Source organism: Ignatzschineria larvae DSM 13226 (assembly GCF_038500265.1).
Classification (GTDB): domain Bacteria; phylum Pseudomonadota; class Gammaproteobacteria; order Cardiobacteriales; family Wohlfahrtiimonadaceae; genus Ignatzschineria; species Ignatzschineria larvae.
The window spans coordinates 1,082,127-1,099,649 of the sequence record NZ_CP150637.1; the positions used below are offsets into that span (position 1 = coordinate 1,082,127).

Annotated in this window: 12 protein-coding genes; 10 read left to right on the plus strand and 2 right to left on the minus strand. The window is 39.8% G+C overall.

Annotated features, from left to right (window positions below):
* Positions 1 to 253: 253 nt before the first annotated feature.
* The gene (gene proB / locus WMO13_RS04590; RefSeq protein ID WP_026878083.1) at positions 254 to 1,369 is read left to right on the plus strand and encodes a glutamate 5-kinase; all 1,116 of its coding nucleotides are present in this window, start codon (positions 254 to 256) and stop codon (positions 1,367 to 1,369) included.
* Positions 1,370 to 1,519: 150 nt separating this feature from the next.
* Positions 1,520 to 4,390 carry a preprotein translocase subunit SecA gene (gene secA, locus WMO13_RS04595; protein WP_026878082.1) on the plus strand — a complete coding sequence of 957 codons (2,871 nt, stop codon included), beginning with the start codon at positions 1,520 to 1,522 and terminating at the stop codon, positions 4,388 to 4,390.
* 152 nt (positions 4,391 to 4,542) lie between these two features.
* Here the strand turns inward: secA and WMO13_RS04600 are convergent, their stop codons facing one another.
* Positions 4,543 to 5,445: a hypothetical protein gene (locus WMO13_RS04600; RefSeq protein ID WP_026878081.1), complete on the minus strand. Its 903-nt coding sequence runs from the start codon at positions 5,443 to 5,445 to the stop codon at positions 4,543 to 4,545.
* Between the two features lie 618 nt (positions 5,446 to 6,063).
* Here WMO13_RS04600 and WMO13_RS04605 point away from each other — a divergent pair.
* From WMO13_RS04605 to WMO13_RS04630, 6 genes are all read left to right on the plus strand, one after another.
* Complete coding sequence (locus WMO13_RS04605) at positions 6,064 to 7,269, plus strand: efflux RND transporter periplasmic adaptor subunit (RefSeq protein ID WP_026878080.1); 1,206 nt, start codon at positions 6,064 to 6,066, stop codon at positions 7,267 to 7,269.
* Positions 7,270 to 7,300: 31 nt separating this feature from the next.
* Positions 7,301 to 9,259, plus strand: a complete 1,959-nt coding sequence (locus WMO13_RS04610) for a MacB family efflux pump subunit (protein WP_245601124.1) — start codon at positions 7,301 to 7,303, stop codon at positions 9,257 to 9,259.
* Between the two features lie 147 nt (positions 9,260 to 9,406).
* On the plus strand, positions 9,407 to 9,796 hold the full coding sequence (sdhC, locus tag WMO13_RS04615) for a succinate dehydrogenase, cytochrome b556 subunit (RefSeq protein WP_026878078.1): 390 nt from the start codon (positions 9,407 to 9,409) through the stop codon (positions 9,794 to 9,796).
* 12 nt (positions 9,797 to 9,808) lie between these two features.
* Positions 9,809 to 10,210, plus strand: coding sequence for a succinate dehydrogenase, hydrophobic membrane anchor protein (gene sdhD / locus WMO13_RS04620; protein WP_026878077.1), 402 nt, complete (start codon positions 9,809 to 9,811; stop codon positions 10,208 to 10,210).
* 162 nt (positions 10,211 to 10,372) lie between these two features.
* Entirely contained in the window at positions 10,373 to 12,175 is a 1,803-nt protein-coding gene (gene sdhA / locus WMO13_RS04625; protein WP_026878076.1) for a succinate dehydrogenase flavoprotein subunit, read from the plus strand.
* A 79-nt stretch (positions 12,176 to 12,254) separates the two neighbouring features.
* Entirely contained in the window at positions 12,255 to 13,031 is a 777-nt protein-coding gene (locus WMO13_RS04630) for a succinate dehydrogenase iron-sulfur subunit (protein ID WP_026878075.1), read from the plus strand.
* 551 nt (positions 13,032 to 13,582) lie between these two features.
* On the opposite strand, the gene WMO13_RS04635 is transcribed toward WMO13_RS04630, so the two are convergent.
* Positions 13,583 to 15,292 (minus strand): hypothetical protein, encoded by a 1,710-nt coding sequence (locus tag WMO13_RS04635; protein WP_026878074.1) that lies wholly within the window; start codon positions 15,290 to 15,292, stop codon positions 13,583 to 13,585.
* A gap of 527 nt (positions 15,293 to 15,819) precedes the next feature.
* Here WMO13_RS04635 and WMO13_RS04640 point away from each other — a divergent pair.
* On the plus strand, positions 15,820 to 16,059 hold the full coding sequence (locus WMO13_RS04640; RefSeq protein WP_026878073.1) for a BolA family protein: 240 nt from the start codon (positions 15,820 to 15,822) through the stop codon (positions 16,057 to 16,059).
* Positions 16,059 to 17,336 carry a UDP-N-acetylglucosamine 1-carboxyvinyltransferase gene (murA, locus tag WMO13_RS04645; RefSeq protein ID WP_034855049.1) on the plus strand — a complete coding sequence of 426 codons (1,278 nt, stop codon included), beginning with the start codon at positions 16,059 to 16,061 and terminating at the stop codon, positions 17,334 to 17,336. Before WMO13_RS04640 ends, murA begins: the two co-directional genes overlap by 1 nt.
* Positions 17,337 to 17,523: the final 187 nt, after the last annotated feature.

Consider the following 17,523-nt stretch of genomic DNA (forward strand, 5'->3'; position numbering starts at 1 on the left):
CTATGATTTTTTTGAGGGCTCTTATATTCTAATACCCTGTTTTTGATTTTTTGTAAAATAGAACACTATAAATCGGGTAATAAGTTGTCAGGCGTAATGATTAGGATAGCACTCATCTTTTAACAAAAACAAGTAGATGAATGAAAAGCTGTAAAACAGAGAAAAAGATACAAACAACTTACGGTACAATTTATTTAGATTATTCAGAATATTTAGGCTAATAACTGCACTATATATAGTAGGGAGATCGCTAATGAAAGGCGTTGAGAAACAAGTTTGGGTTGTGAAAATTGGAAGCGCTATGATTACCAATGATGGTCGTGGCGTTGATGAAGCACGAATTCATCATTGGTGTGAGCAAGTAGCTAAATTGCATGAAAAAGGGATTCAAGTGGTGCTGGTTTCATCAGGGGCTGTTGCAGAAGGAATGAAGCTTTTGAACTGGCATGAACGTCCGCAATTCTTAAGCGAGTTACAAGCGGCGGCTTCTGTTGGGCAATCTTCCCTTATTCGTGCTTGGAGTCGAGGATTTATGCCATTTAATCTGAATGTAGGGCAGATTCTATTGACCCATGAAGATGCCGCAGATCGTCAACGCTATCTCAATATTAAAAATACAATTAATACGCTATTACAATACGATGCTGTACCCGTTATTAATGAGAACGACACAATCTCTTTTTCAGAGATTAAGTTTGGCGATAATGATACCTTAGGGGCGCTTGTTGCGAATCTCATTGAAGCGGATAACTATATTATCCTGACGGATCAAGAGGGCGTTTATGAAGCGGATCCACGTAAAAATCCTGAGGCAAAGATGATTCATGAAGCTGACGCCCATGATGAACGATTATTAGGCATGGTAACGAGTGAAGGTGGAAAATTTGGAACAGGTGGTATGTACACTAAGATCACCGCCTCGCATATTGCGGCAACATCTGGTACGAATACCTATATTGTGAAAGGGGATCGTCCAAATGCCTTATTAGATATTGCAAATTCTGCCAAAGTGGGCACAAAGTTGAAGGCTGATGGCTCTGTGATTGCGGCGAAAAAGCGTTGGATGCTGGCACAAAAGCAGATTAAAGGGCATTTGGTCATTGATGATGGTGCGGTAAAAGCGATGTTAGAAGATGGTAAGAGCTTGTTACCTATCGGAGTGATTGCCGTAGATGGTAATTTTGATCGGGGTGATGTTGTTGTCTGTATTGATCAAAAAGGTCGGGAAATCGGTCGAGGTTTGAGTAATTATCATGCATTGGAAATTGAGAATATTTTGCAAACGCCATCCTCTGAAATCGTTGATAAACTCGGGTATATCATTACTGATGAGTTGATTCATCGGAACAATTGGGTTGAAACACAATAATTTCACCCCATATTGATAATTAGCAATTAAATTTAACTGTAAAATCAGGTATGATAAGGGGCTAAATTTGTTAGCTATGTCATAAAAATTAGAAGTTAGATAACTAGCTATTAAAATAACAACAAACATTGAATTGGTAAAAGGTCTCAAATGATTAATAAATTAATCCGAAAAATCTTTGGTACACGTAATGATCGTATGATTAAAGAAGCAAAGCGTTACGTGATGCAAGTGAATGCGCTAGAAGAGAAAATGCGCGCTATGTCGGACGAGGAGCTTAAAGGGCAGACCAATCTCTTTAAAGAGCGCCTAACCAAAGGTGAGACCTTAGATGATCTACTTCCTGAAGCCTTTGCGGTCATGCGGGAAGCGTCATTCCGAGTATTAGGAATGCGTCACTATGATGTGCAGTTGATCGGTGGTTATATGCTACATAAAGGGCGTATCGCTGAGATGCGTACCGGTGAAGGTAAAACACTGGTCGCAACGCTTGCGGTTTATCTGAATGCGATCGCCGGCAAAGGGGTTCATGTTGTGACGGTGAATGACTATCTTGCTCGCCGTGATGCTGAGTGGATGGGGCAAGTATATAACTTCTTAGATTTAACCGTCGGTGTGATTGTTTCGAATCAATCATTAGAAGAGAAAAAAGCGGCTTATCAAGCGGATATATCCTATGCGACTAATAACGAGTTAGGCTTTGATTATCTACGGGATAACATGGTTTTTGATATGAGCCAAAAGGTACAACGTCCGCTCTATTTTGCCGTCATCGATGAGGTAGACTCAATCTTAATCGATGAAGCGAGAACGCCGTTAATCATTTCAGGGCCTGTTGAAGGTAGTGCAGAACTCTATCATGCTGTTAATAAACTCATTCCACATCTTAAAAAGCCAACGGCTGATGGGCCTATCGATTTTGAGATCAATGAGAAAGATAAACAGGTCAATCTCACAGAAGAGGGACATCAACATCTCGAATCACTTCTAATGGAAGCAGAGTTATTGAAAGAGGGTGAGAGTCTTTATGATAGTCAAAACTTAAAACTCTATCATCACGTCGATAACTGCTTACGTGCACACTATATTTTCCACAAAGATGTCGATTATATCGTCGAAAAAGGCGAAATTGTTATCGTTGATGAGCATACTGGTCGAACACTCGCCGGCCGTCGTTGGTCTGATGGTTTACATCAAGCCATTGAAGTGAAAGAAGGGGTAGAAGTTAAACCTGAGAATCAAACATTGGCTTCTATTACATTCCAAAACTACTTCCGTATCTATGAAAAATTAGCGGGTATGACCGGTACAGCAGACACAGAAGCACCGGAATTTTTAGAAATTTATGGACTAGAAGTGGTGGTCATTCCGACAAACCGCCCCATTCAGCGTAAAGATTATGGAGATCTCATCTATCTCACTCAACAAGAGAAATATGAAGCGATCATCAAAGATATTCAAGATTGTTATGAGCGCAAACAACCTGTATTAGTGGGAACCGCTTCTGTTGAAGTTTCAGAATTAATCTCTGATCTTCTAAAAGCTGAAAATATCCCCCATGAAGTCTTAAATGCTAAACAACATGAACGGGAAGCGTACATTGTTGGGCGTGCTGGTATTCCGGGAGCTGTGACAATTGCTACTAATATGGCGGGTCGTGGTACCGATATCGTGTTAGGTGGTAATGTGAAGCTTGAGGAAGAGCTCTATCTCGCTGAAAACCCTAACGCTACAGAAGAAGAGTTGAAAGCACTTCGCGAAAAAGCGAAAGAGCGCCAGAAAGAGGTGCTCGAGCTTGGCGGTTTACATATTATCGGGACAGAGCGCCATGAATCTCGTCGTATCGATAACCAGCTTCGTGGTCGTGCCGGCCGTCAAGGGGATGTGGGTTCTTCACGTTTCTATCTATCACTTGATGATCATTTAATGCGAATCTTTATGAATCCTAAGATGCGCAGCTTGATGGCAAGTTTAGGAATGGGTAATGGCGAAGCGCTTGAGCATCGTATGATTACTCGCTCTATTGAAAATGCCCAGCGTAAAGTGGAAGGCCATAACTTCGATATCCGTAAAAATCTTCTTCAATATGATGATATTGCTAATGATCAACGTAAAATTATCTATCAACAACGTGATGATATCTTAAAAGCAGAAGATATTAGCAATGCCATTAAGATGATGCGGGAGCAAGTATTTGCGGAGATTGTAGAGAAATATGTCCCTGCACAAAGTTATGCCGAGCAGTGGGATTTAGAAGGTCTTACAGATATTCTCAATAAAGAATTCCGTATTGATCTTAATTTCACTAAGATGCTTGCCGATAACCCTAATTTAACGGAAGAAGAGATCTATAATACGATTATTGCGGAAAGTGAGCGTATTTACGAAGAGAAGAAAAAACAGGCGAATGCGGATGTTGATCCAACGCAATTCCGTCGTTTTGAAAAATCTGTTCTACTTGAAGTACAAGATTCACAATGGAAAGAGCATCTTGCAGCGATGGATTATTTGCGTCAAGGGATTCAACTTCGCGCCTATGGCCAACGTCGTCCTGAGCAAGAATATAAACGAGAATCCTTTATTCTCTTTGAAGAGATGCTGCATCAAATTCACTACAAAACAATTCGCTTCTTAAGCAATATCGTGATTCGGGTAGAGAAACCTGAAGAGGTGCAAGAGACATTGCAAGCACCGGTAGAAGCTGAAAGTAAAGTGATTCAAGGCTCTATCACCAATGCTGAAGATATTGATCGTTTAGCAGATGAAATTGGTAATATTCAGGAGGAAGGGATTGCCGATACTGAAAAAGCAATTTTAGCAGATATTCAATCTGGCGCACTAGATGAGAAAAAGGGGGGTAATGAGCCTTGTCCTTGTGGTTCAGGTAAGCCTTATTCCCAATGTCATGGTGCGATTGAGCTAAATGAAAAGGAACATGATCTCTTCCATATCGGTCGTAATGATCCATGTCCTTGTGGTTCAGGTGCTAAGTATAAAAACTGTCATGGTAAGATTCGTTAATAGGCTCAAATTTAGAGTGATTAGATCTTATAATCTGTAGCCTGTTCGATGAAAGTGATTGAACCGAATAGTTACAGAGAGACAAAGAAGAGATAAAAGAAACCGCTAATAGTCGTCAGATTATTAGCGGTTTTATTTGATTTGGCTGAATTTTATAACGCTTTAATATGTTGATTTAATTGTCCTCGAGCCCGTTCAATATCAATGTTTCCTTCAAAGAATTTTGGATCCATGACTTCAATTTTGGCATACGGAATTTGATGCATTTTAAAGAGATGTTCTAAGCGCTGCGTTGTAAGCGCATAGGTTTGGTAATCTTGCAGATAATCTTTCATCGCAACATCATAGATGGAAGGATGGGCCACATAAAGCGCAACTTCATCGAGTTTCCAATAGAGTGTGTGGCCACTGCCTAATGTGCGAAGCGTTTCAGTTTGATCGAAAATGACCGCTTGAATCACTTCCCAAAGCTCTTCTAGGCCGATTTGAATCAGTTGTGATGCAAATAGGCCATTGAGATCTGCCAGGGTCACTATTGAAATATTATTAATATTCTGATTGAAAGCTGTTTCAAATTGATCCACAGACTCTTGGTTAAGATGGGCTTTAGTAATAAGCTCATTCTCTAACTGTGCAATAAAAGCTTCTGCTTCAGCATCGTCAGGCATTACAACAGTGAAGGGAAGCACCTCTAACGGATCAGCAAATTGGTTGAGTTCTTTATTAAAAATCGGAATCTCAAATTGATCAGAACTCGTTCCAATTCCAATGACTAATGGTTTAAAGTTATTGGCGCGAAATCGAATTTTAGAGATTTCAAAAAGCTGGGTATAGATCGGAAAATTGGGGCGAATAATTTGGTGAAGATGATAGATAGAGCCGATACCAATTAATCCATACTCTCTAATTTGGGGGAAATATTGTGCGATATTCTGGCCAATTGTATGCAGTAATTCGGTTGCTTGTTCTTTATCAAGGTAATGTGCTTTTTCATCAGGTTTGGGCTGATGTTCGATAACGACAGCTAGGTCGATCGTTCGAAGTCTGTTCTCCATGAGTATCCTTATTAAATCGGAATATTGCCGACAAAAATAGTAGATAAAATAGATATAGGTATCTGTTTAGGCCTATATCCATTGTCTGTAAAAATGTTGAATGTAGCATTGTACGTCTTTCTGCTAGAGAACAGCAAATTGCTTTTAATGCTTTCTATGTCAGTCAAAGTCGTTATTTTAAGTAGTTGAAATTATCAATCAATTAATTAAATAAGAATTGGTATCAAATGTATTTTTTTATCGTTTAAATTTTAAGGAAGTTCCGCTATACTTTTGAAGGATTAAATATGGATTAGTTGTTATTTGTCCGTCATCGATATTTCTTATTTATAGTATATTAACAATAGTATATTAAATAGTATATTGTGTTATTTATTGAGTGAGAAATTTTCTCAAATAATTCATCATATTAAGATCAGCTTAAGTTTCATTGACTATAAAATAGGAATAGAGAAGCATAATAATAGAGTGAAAAAATAGGGCTTAAGCACATTTAAGATGAGAATAATAAATTAAATGGACGCTATCCTTCAATAGTAAAAAATAGTGAAACAAGAAGAGACGTAAAAACAAGAACAAAAAATCATCAATTGCTAACTTAATTAACAGATTAAAACTATGAAAAAATATCGTAAATGGATTGTAAGCTTGGTTATTATTGCTATTGTGGGGGTTATAGGTTATGTCTATTTGAAACCTGAAGATCGTATTAATTATTTAACCGCACCGGTAGAAAAAGGGGATCTTGAGGTAAGTATCTTAGCTTACGGTAAGATGGAAGCATCGCAACAGGTGGATGTGGGGGCGCAGGTTTCAGGGCAGATCCAAAAGATGTATGTTACCCTTGGCGAATCTGTGAAGAAGGGGGAGCTGCTTGTCGAGATCGATGATCTTCCTCAACAAAATGCGCTTCGAGATAGTGAAGCACGGTTGAAGAATATGATTGCTTCAAAAGTAGCTAAAGAAGCACAACTGATCAATGCTCGTATTAATCTCGAGCGTCAGAAAAATCTCATTAAAAATGGGGCGACAACGCAATCTGAATATGATCTAGCGGAGGCGAATTTAAAGGTTTATGAAGCAGAAGTCGAGGCTCTTGTGGCGCAAATTGCCCAAGCACAGATTGCACTCGATACCGCTGAAATTGATCTTGGTTATACTAAAATTACATCGCCGATGGATGGCGTTGTCGTTGCAACGGTTGTGAAAGAGGGACAGACGGTGAACTCAACCCAAACAGCACCGACAATTGTTAAAGTGGCGGATCTTTCGGTTATGACGATTAAAGCGCAAATATCTGAAGCGGATGTCACCAAACTCTATCCCGGCATGAAGGCTTACTTTACGATTTTGGGGGAGCCAGATCAACGCTATGAAGCTGTATTACGGCAAATTGAGCCGGCAACGGAAACGTTTCAAACGACAACAGGTAATGCGGTGACAAACTTCACAGAAGCGGTCTATTACAACGGTCTTTTTGATGTAGAGAATCCTGATCATAAGTTTTATATCGGTATGTCAACGCAAGTCTACATAGTGTTAGAAGATGCAGAGAATGTCTTGAAGATTCCTGTATCCGCACTTCGCTTTAATCCCACTCAAGGTGCTATGACGGGAAAAGCACCAGAAGGAATGCGCTGGGTTTGGGTGTTAGAAGATCAAACTCAAGGGAAAATTGTACCTAGAGCGATTAAAACCGGGATTTCCAATAATATTGCTGTAGAAGTAATTGAGGGCTTAAAAGAAGGGGAGGCGGTGATTACCGCGGAATCAACAGGAACTATCCCCGTTACAAGCGGTGGCCCAATGGGTCGAAGACGATAGATCATCTGTGATAAAAAATAGAGGCAATATAATGAACAACATTCCTATGATTGAGCTCACAGATCTGCGCCGTCGTTTTCGCTCTGGTGATACTGAAGTGGAAGTTTTGAAAGGGATTAACCTTTCGGTAGAGAAAGGCGAATTTATCGCGATTATGGGCGCTTCAGGTTCAGGTAAATCAACCCTTATGAACATTATCGGCGGGCTTGATTATCTTTTAGAGGGTAGCTATCGCTTTAATGGTAAAGAGATTACCCACTATGATGAAGATGAATTAGCAGAACTTCGCCGCGAGCATTTTGGTTTTATCTTTCAACGTTACCATCTTCTTAATAGCCTAACAGCCGAAGGTAATGTAGAGATGCCAGCAATCTATTCGGGAATGCCGGGACAATTACGGCATAAACGGGCAGTGGCGCTTTTAAGCCGATTAGGATTAGAGGAGCGTGTTCATTACTATCCCACCCAATTATCCGGTGGACAGCAACAGCGGGTTAGTATCGCTCGTGCATTAATGAACGGCGGTGAGATTATCCTTGCAGATGAACCCACAGGCGCACTTGATAGTGAGAGTGGAAAAGCAGTGCTTGAGATTTTGAAAGAACTCAATGAAGCAGGTCATACCATTATAATGGTTACACATGATCCTGAAGTCGCGGCGCATGCAAAACGAATTATTGAAATTAAAGATGGGGAAATTATCTCTGATCAACTTCAATCTGAACAGAGAAGTGAAGCTGTTGATATAGAGCCTCTTGCTTGGAAAAGAGCCTCAGGAGTTTCCCATATGTGGCTTCGCTTATCGAATGCCTTTAAGATGGCTATTGTGTCAATGATGATGCAACGATTGCGGACTTTTTTAACGATGCTCGGCATTATTATCGGTATTGCTGCGGTAGTGTTAGTGATCGCTTTAGGAAGAGGTTCTACTGATCAAATTATTGCAGATATTCGGCAGATGGGGACGAATACGCTGACCGTTTACCCTGGTACAGGATTTGGTGATCGGCGCTCTCAAAGTATTGATTCTCTGCAGCCGCGCGATGTAGAAGCATTAAAACAGCTTCCTTTTGTGCATAGTGTAACACCCCTAGTGGCGAATTCTGTGGAAGCACGATATGGCAATATTTCAGCCGTTAATACACAAGTTCAAGGCGTTGGTTCACAGTTTTTTGATGTGCAAGGTTATGAGATTACAGAGGGTATTGCCTTTGATGAAGAGAGTGAGAAGAACTTAGCACTTGAAGCTGTGGTCGATAAAAATACCGTTAAGACATTGTTCCCCAATGGTGAGAGTCCGCTTGGAAAGGTGATTATTCTTGGATCATTACCGGTTCAGATTATTGGCGTAGCGACTTCTAAATCTCAAGGGATGTTTAGTAGTGAAAATATGACAATCTGGATTCCTTATTCGAGTGCAATGCATAGAATGACCGGAGGAACCTCGCTGCGTAATATCACTGTACGAGTAGATGATGGTGTTGATATGAGCCTAGCGGATAAGAGTATTACCGATGTATTAATGGATCTACATGGTAAAAAGGATTTCTTTATCTACAACGCCGATGCCATTAAAGAGATGGTGGAATCAACGACGCTTATTATGCGGGTACTCATTACTTCCATTGCCTTAATTTCACTATTAGTGGGCGGTATCGGAGTGATGAATATTATGTTGGTATCTGTTGCCGAACGCACCAAAGAGATTGGGATGAGAATGGCTGTGGGAGCTCGCAAGAGTGATATTTCTCAGCAATTTCTGATTGAATCGGTACTTGTCTGCTTATTAGGCGGTATTATTGGACTATCGTTAGCATTGATGGTGGGCTTTTTAGTACAACAGGCAGGAAGCGTGATTCCATTAAGCTTCTCTGTCCCTTCAATTATCTTCTCTTTTTTAGCTGCATTTTTAATAGGCATTTTATTTGGTTATTTTCCTGCGAAAAAAGCAGCGGAACTTGCACCGATTGAGGCGCTTGAGCGTTCGTAGATTTAATAATTCAATAATTTATATAATAATATGCAAAATATATAGACTATTTATGACGTTCTGATTGAAAAAGCTATCATAAATTGGCAAACTGATCTAACTTAGGTTTAATTTGTAATATCTATTTTTTATTATTGGAGTTTATCTATGAGTCAAAATAAGCGGCCTTTGTCGCCTTTTATGCTCGGTAGCGACTATAAATTGCAAGTCACTTCGGTGATGAGTTTTTTACATCGTGCATCCGGTGCCGCATTAGTATTAGTTTTACTAGTACTCGGTGCGTGGTTTATCTCTCTTGCAGCAGGGCCTAAAGCCTTTGCAACTATGACCGCGGTGATCACAAATCCTTTAATGGCATTACTCGTGATGGTTGGTACATTTGCAGCCTGTTACCATTTCTGTAATGGTATTCGTCATCTTTTCTGGGATGCGGGGAAAGGGGTTGATATTGAATCTGCGAAAAAGAGCGCTAAGATTGTAAAAATTGCAGCGCCTGTATTAGCAGTTCTTCTTATTCTTGTTGGTTTAGTTGCGTAGGAGCTATTGAATATGAAACGTTATCAAACTCCACTAGGTCGAGTAAAAGGCCTTGGTTCTGCACACGCAGGCTCTAGTCATTGGTTAGCACAACGCGTTACAGCTGCTGTTTTAGCGGTTCTTTTTTTATGGTTTGCTTTTTCATTCGCAAGCCTCTACGGGAAAGAGTATCTCGAAGTCATGGTTTGGGTTGGCACGCCATTTAATACGGTATTACTCGTCACCTTGATTGTAACAGCGATCTATCATGCGATTTTAGGCCTTCAAGTTGTGATTGAAGATTATGTGCATAAAGCATGCCAACGTACTATCCTGATCAACGCAATGCGTGTGATCTTATCGATTATTGGCCTTGCAATTGTATGGGCAATTATTCGTGTAGGATTAGTTGTCAGCACAATGATGATCCACTAATTACTATCTCTTAATATTCCCTAATATCTTAATTGATATTGGCTAAGAAGTAACAGGATGATGCTTCTTCATAAGGTTTGTAATTCTGCAAATTACGCCTGAGAATATTCAGAGATACAATAGTTTCATTTTAATAGAATAAAAATCTCGAGGTTTTAATCGATGAGTAACTTAAAAGAGTATAAAGATTATAAAATTCAAGAACACGTCTATGACGTTGTTGTTGTCGGTGCCGGGGGCGCGGGTCTTCGTGCAACGCTTGGTATGGCAGAAAAGGGCCTTAAAACAGCTTGTGTAACTAAAGTATTCCCGACACGTTCTCATACTGTAGCGGCGCAAGGTGGTGTGTCTGCAGCCCTTGGTAATATGGGTGAAGATGACTGGCGCTGGCATATGTATGACACAGTAAAAGGTTCTGACTGGTTAGGTGATCAAGATGCAATCGAATATATGTGTCGTGAAGCAATCCCTGCGATCTTAGAATTAGAGCATTATGGCTTACCATTCTCTCGTACAGAAGAGGGTAAAATCTACCAACGTCCTTTCGGTGGTATGACTACTAACTTTGGTGAAGGGCAAGCGCAAAGAACTTGTGCGGCAGCGGATAGAACAGGGCACGCGATGCTTCATACGCTCTATCAACAATCACTCAAACACAATGCTGAATTCTATATCGAATATTTTGCTATCGATCTTTTGATGGATGAAGGTGAATGCCGTGGTGTTGTCGCTTGGGATTTAGCAGAAGGTACAATGCATGTATTCCGTTCACAAATGGTTGTGCTCGCAACAGGTGGTTACGGTCGTGCTTACTTTTCAGCAACCTCTGCGCATACTTGTACGGGTGATGGTAACGGTATGGTAGCTCGCGCGGGTTTACCACTTCAAGACATGGAATTTGTTCAGTTCCATCCTACAGGTATCTATGGCGCTGGTTGCTTAATTACTGAAGGTGTTCGTGGTGAGGGGGGGTATTTAACCAACTCAAATGGCGAGCGCTTCATGGAGCGTTATGCACCAAATGCGAAAGACCTTGCTTCTCGTGATGTTGTTTCACGTTCAATGCTTATTGAAATCCGTGAAGGTCGCGGTGTGGGGCCTAAGAAAGATCATATCTATCTTCATCTTGAGCATTTAGGACCTGAAGTGATTGAAGAGCGTCTTCCAAGTATTGCAGAAAGTGCTCGTATCTTTGCTGACGTTGATGTTCGTAAAGAGCCGATCCCTGTAATCCCAACAGTTCACTACAACATGGGTGGTATCCCAACGAATTACCATGCTGAAGTTGTCACATTGAAAGATGGTAATCCAGATACAATCGTCCCAGGATTGATGGCGATTGGTGAAGCTGCTTGTGTATCTGTACATGGTGCAAACCGTTTAGGTTCTAACTCATTACTGGATCTTGTTGTCTTTGGTCGTGCTGCCGCAAATCGTGCAGCTGAGATCTTAACGCCAAATGGTCCACATAAGCCTCTTGATAACCAAAAAATCATCGATATTTTAGATCGTTTTGACAAGATCCGTTATGCAGATGGTTCAATCTCAACTGCAGCACTTCGTGACAAGATGCAACGGGCGATGCAGGAAGATGTATCTGTATTCCGTATGCAAGAGACGCTTGAAGATGGTGCAAAACGTGTAGAAGAAGCCTATCAACAATTTAATGATATTAAAGTTCACGATCGTAGCTTAATCTGGAACTCAGATCTCGTTGAGACTTTAGAATTATCGAACCTTTTAACCTGTGCCTTAATTACTGTGAAATCAGCCGTTAATCGTACAGAGTCTCGTGGTGCGCATGCTCGTGAAGATTATCCAACGCGTGATGATGTGAATTGGATGAAACACACACTAGCGTGGGTAGATGAAAATGGTAATGTTACCATTGATTATCGTCCTGTTCATGCTTATACCTTAACAGATGAAGTTCAATATATTGAGCCAAAAGAGCGTACTTATTAATGTTGTAATGTCAGATCTCAATCGGCACTAAATATTACGACACAATGAATAAGACAGGTTAAATAAAAGGAAAAGTATTATGGCTGAATTTAAATTACCTGCAAATTCGGTTGTTAAAGAAGGTAAATTCTTTAAGAACGAAGAAGCAAAAAATAAAAGAGTCTTTAAAATCTATCGTTGGAATCCAGATACCGGGGAAAATCCACGTTATGACCGCTATGAAGTAGATCTTGATGCTTGTGGTCCTATGATCCTCGATGCATTACTTCTTATCAAAAATACCATCGACCCAACATTAACACTTCGCCGCTCGTGCCGTGAAGGAGTGTGCGGTTCATGTGCGATGAATATTGATGGAACTAATACATTGGCATGTACTAAAGCGATTAGCTCTGTACCTGAAGGTGAAATCAAGATCAATCCATTACCACATATGCATGTTGTCAAAGATCTAGTGCCAGATTTAACGCACTTCTATGCACAATATGCATCAATCAAACCGTGGTTACAAACCGATACAGCAACGCCACCGCGTGAGCGTTTGCAATCTATTGAAGAGCGCCGGAAATTAGATGGTTACTATGAGTGTATTTTATGTGCTTCATGTTCAACATCTTGCCCAAGTTACTGGTGGAACTCTGATAAATACTTAGGTCCTGCGGTATTATTACAGGCTTATCGTTTTATCTCTGATAGCCGTGATGAACATACTGGTGAGCGTTTAGATGAACTAGAAGATCCATTTAAACTCTATCGTTGTCATACAATCATGAACTGTACCAACACCTGTCCGAAAGGCTTGAATCCTGCAAAAGCAATTGCAGAAATTAAGAAGTTGATGGTTGCAAGACACTAATAAAAAGTATCTGAAATAGATAATAATTGCATTAGAGAAGAGCGTTGTGTAGTTCACAGCGCTCTTTTTTTATGGTTTAAGAAAAGTGGCTTTTAAACAGCTATTGTGGGGTTTTAAAAGAAGATAAAACCGTACTAAACAACACTTGCACGAACACTTGCACGATGCCGGATAGAATGGCTACCTTTCTTTTTACAACCGATGCGCCGGCATTTGAATAAGCTTATTTTGAACCGACCTTACTCTATTCCCATTATTTATCTAGATCCTATTATTTTCATTAACTGAAGTCGTTGAGGGTTTATCTTAAAATGACTACAAGCGTGGGTTTACTATGGGAAATTTAATAACCAAGAATATCCTAATCTGAAAGATCTATATTATTAATAGAAGTCTTATCCACCCTCGATAAAACCTAGTCACCGTTACTGAATGAGGTAAGAATAGGGTGAGATCGTTACATAAAAAAAGAGTTAGCTATTGTGCTAACTCTTTCTGATTTTCTAGTTCATCGAATAGCGAGATTCGATCAACTATGATTGGTGATTATTTTATTGACCGCTGTTAATCGCTCGATTTTGATGATCGCGCATCTCAATCGTTGTAAATGGCATATTCCATCCCTCTTTCTGTGCACAGCGTAAGCAGGCTTCTTGAATCTTACGACCTGATTGATAATAGTAAGGGGCAGAGGAGCCTTTCATTGCCACGATAATCGTATAAACGAGCGATAATCCCTCATTAATTTTACGGAACTCAACGCTCAATGAATTATATTGGTCATGAAGATCTGTTTTTGAAAGAAAATCAATGACATATTCGCGAAGTTTGGTAAATACTTCATCAACGGGGGTTGCAAAATGGTCGTAAGAGAGGCCAAAGTCTACGACTGTATAGTATCCGCGAGAAAGATTGGTCGGTGCATTGGCAATAAAATCCGCTGTGGGATAGATAATCATGCTATTGAATGAATCTAAGTAGAGCGATTCCGGTGTTTGACGTTTGACTTCTACATAGGTGCCATTTGGAAGAAGGAAAGATTCACCAACTTTTGAAGGGAACCAAATTTCGTCTGTTTCAAATGGGCGAGAAGTTAAGGTTTTTAATTCTGGTAGCATAAGACGAATACGACCATTATCAAGCGCAGGATTATAAAGTGTTGCTGAGTAGAGTGTAATGCGCTCAATAATCCAAGGAATACCTCGATAAATAACACGTTCTCCTTGGCGAGCAGATCCTAGATTTAAGAACTGACGAATTTCAGAGAAGTACTTAGGGACATAATTTCGGAATGCGAAAATTAATGCAATGAGGATTAATATTGCTAAGCCAAAGAGTACCATATCACCCATAGCATGTAAGACGACTAATGAAGCGAATAGGGCGAGGATTCCTGAAAATGCACGATAGAGTAGAAGCAGTAGTCTACCACGCATATTCACTTTTTGCTGACCCCGTAGATTTTTATTACGGCGTTGAACAAAGAAATCCATGATTTTCGTTAAGACATAAAGCGTAATAGCAAACGTTAAGATAGAGACAAAAAGAACCAATCCTCGACCTTTAACAAAATCAATAACCCCATCTTTCAACGATTGAAGAAATGTTTTATCGGTGGTTAAGCTCTCAAGCACTGTTTGATAATGCGCTTGATCTCGTTTGAGATTATCGAGGAAATTAGTCCAATTATCATCAATTGTCGCAAGTCTAGTCACAAGCTTTTCATCTAAATTATCTTTAGGAATCGCCTTTAGATAAGCAAGACCTTGTTCTAATTTTGCAATCTTCTCATTTGTTAAAGTCAGCTCTCTATTGAGGTCTTCTCGTTCCCGAGTGGCTTGCGTCAATTTTTGAATCTCAGAGAAGACAGGTTGTACGATTTGCAATAATTCTGCTTGCCAATCGTAATTAAGATCTGCTTCATCATCGCTTTTAGTCAAGAAATTAACATCTACTCCACCGAGCGCATACTTGACAAAGTCATTACGGGATTGATCTAAACGTGTTTGTAGTTGGGTAATTCTGCTCTCTAATGCAGCTTTGGCTTCTTCACTTTCAGCCTCAGGTAATTGTGCACGAAGATCGTTGATATTGTTTTGTAGATCAAGAATGCTCTGTTCGGTGGATTCTAAGATCTCACAACACTCAACTTTTGTAACGGGTTCAGGCTTATTATTCGCAAGCACAAATGAACTCATTCCAAAGGAGAGTAATAACAGGAGCGCGAGTAGCGGTTTTGAAAAATATTTTGTTTTGATCATAATCTCACATTCGTTCTGTTTGCATTGAATTGTTCGTATTTACGAAGCGTTATGGTAACAAATCAAAATTATAAATTCATTCTAACCGTTAGATAATCAATCAAATCACTATAAAAATTCTCATATTCAAATAGCTATCAAATGACTTTTTTCAGCAACATCTCATAGGAGTTACTCTCGGAGATATAAGTTTTTATCGGCTATTTGAATTATATAGCCTATGAAAAATCTCATTGGATATTTTGCTAATTAAGATAACTACTTCGATTCGCTCGTTACAAAAAATTACGAAATTTTTCATGTTTTGGTGATTTTTCTAGATATAGATCCTTTTGCTAGCTTTGATATATCGTAAAGTAGATGAATACCTCATCTTCCTATCTTATTCTGAAATGAGATCGCTCATAGAGATGAATAATAGGATGACAAACGATCAGATTCAGTAAAAATATGCTAGGATAATACAATTTATCGTAGCCACAATATGAGATATGATTGATATTGTGTTAACAAGAAGGAACAGAAGAATGATGACTAAAGATAAATTGAAAGCGCTCATCGAAGCAAGCGTACAGTGTGATTATATTGAAGTAAAAGGAGATGATGGCGTCCATTTTGAAGCTATTATTGTCAGTCCTGAATTTGAGAATCTTTCAATGTTAAAGCAACATAAATTAATCTATGCGGCCTTAGGCGACCGTCTACAAACGGAAGAGATTCATGCATTAGCACTTAAAACCTACAAACCCTCTCAGTGGAATCAATAATGAAAGATCAAGAGCGATTATTAGTAAATAGTAATGGGCCTCTTCGAGGGGTAGTAGAAGCAAGTGGCGCTAAAAATGCAGTTCTCCCAATTCTAGCAGCAACAATTTTAGCCAGCGAACCTGTTACATTAAATAATGTGCCGGCTCTACAAGATGTATTTGTACTGAGCAAGATTTTAGAAGATCTTGGCGCAAAAGTTAGCTTTAGCAATAATCAATTAATCGTTGATCCTCGTGATATCAATAAGACTCGCGCTAATCATGATCTTGTGAGCCAAATGCGCGCATCGATTCTTGTTTTAGGCCCGATTTTAGCAAAATTTGGGGAAGCGGAAGTATCATTACCGGGTGGTTGTGCAATCGGCAGTCGGCCGGTTGATCAGCATCTATTAGGCATGGAAGCATTAGGTGCGAAGATTAAGATAGAGAATGGTTATGTTCATGCTTCGGTCAATGGTGGACGATTAAAAGCGAATCATCATGCTTTTGATGTTGTGACTGTAACCGGTGTTGAGAATGTCTTAATGGCAGCAGTATTAGCCAATGGTGTTACGGTTTTAGAAAACTGTGCGAAAGAACCAGAAGTGAGCGATCTTGCAAATATGTTAGTACAGCTCGGTGCCAAAATTGAAGGTATCGGTACAGATCGTTTGACCATTACCGGCGTTGAAAAGCTCTCCGGCGGTGAATATACCGTCATGCCTGATCGTATTGAAATTGGTACTTATATGGTGGCTGGTGCAATGACGTTTGGCGATATTACCATTGAATCTTGCATTCCTGAGCATGTAGAAGCTGTTACTTTTGCACTACGTCAAGCAGGTTGCGGTGTGGAGACAACGGATTCTAGTATCCGAATTTATCCTCTCATCTCTCGTTTGAAAGCAATTCGTATTAAAACAGCACCTTACCCACTCTTTGCCACCGATATGCAAGCACAATTTATGGCAATGGCGGCAGTATCGGAAGGGACTTCATCGATTATTGAAACAATCTTTGAAAACCGTTTCATGCATGCCAATGAATTGGTACGTATGGGGGCTAATATCAAGATTGATAATCGTTTAGCATTGATTGAAGGGGTAGAGAAGCTGTCTGGTGCGACTGTTACGGCAACGGATCTTCGTGCGTCAGCAGCTCTGATTTTGGCAGGTTTAGTGGCTGAAGGTACTACGACAATTGGAGCATTACATCATCTTGATCGTGGTTATGATTCTATCGAAGCAAAATTGACGAATCTTGGTGCGAAGATTGAGCGCATTACATTAGCCTCTTAATTGTTAGCAGATGAAAATAGGCTGATAAGTGCTCAATGAAAGTTAGTGTCTGACGAGTATAACGGATAATGACTATACAAAAATCCCACTGTTTAAAAGCAGTGGGATTTTTATTGATATCGTATTTATAGTCAATTTGGTTTAAGAAAAATGGTTTAAACATCACTTGCAAGATGCCGGATAGAAC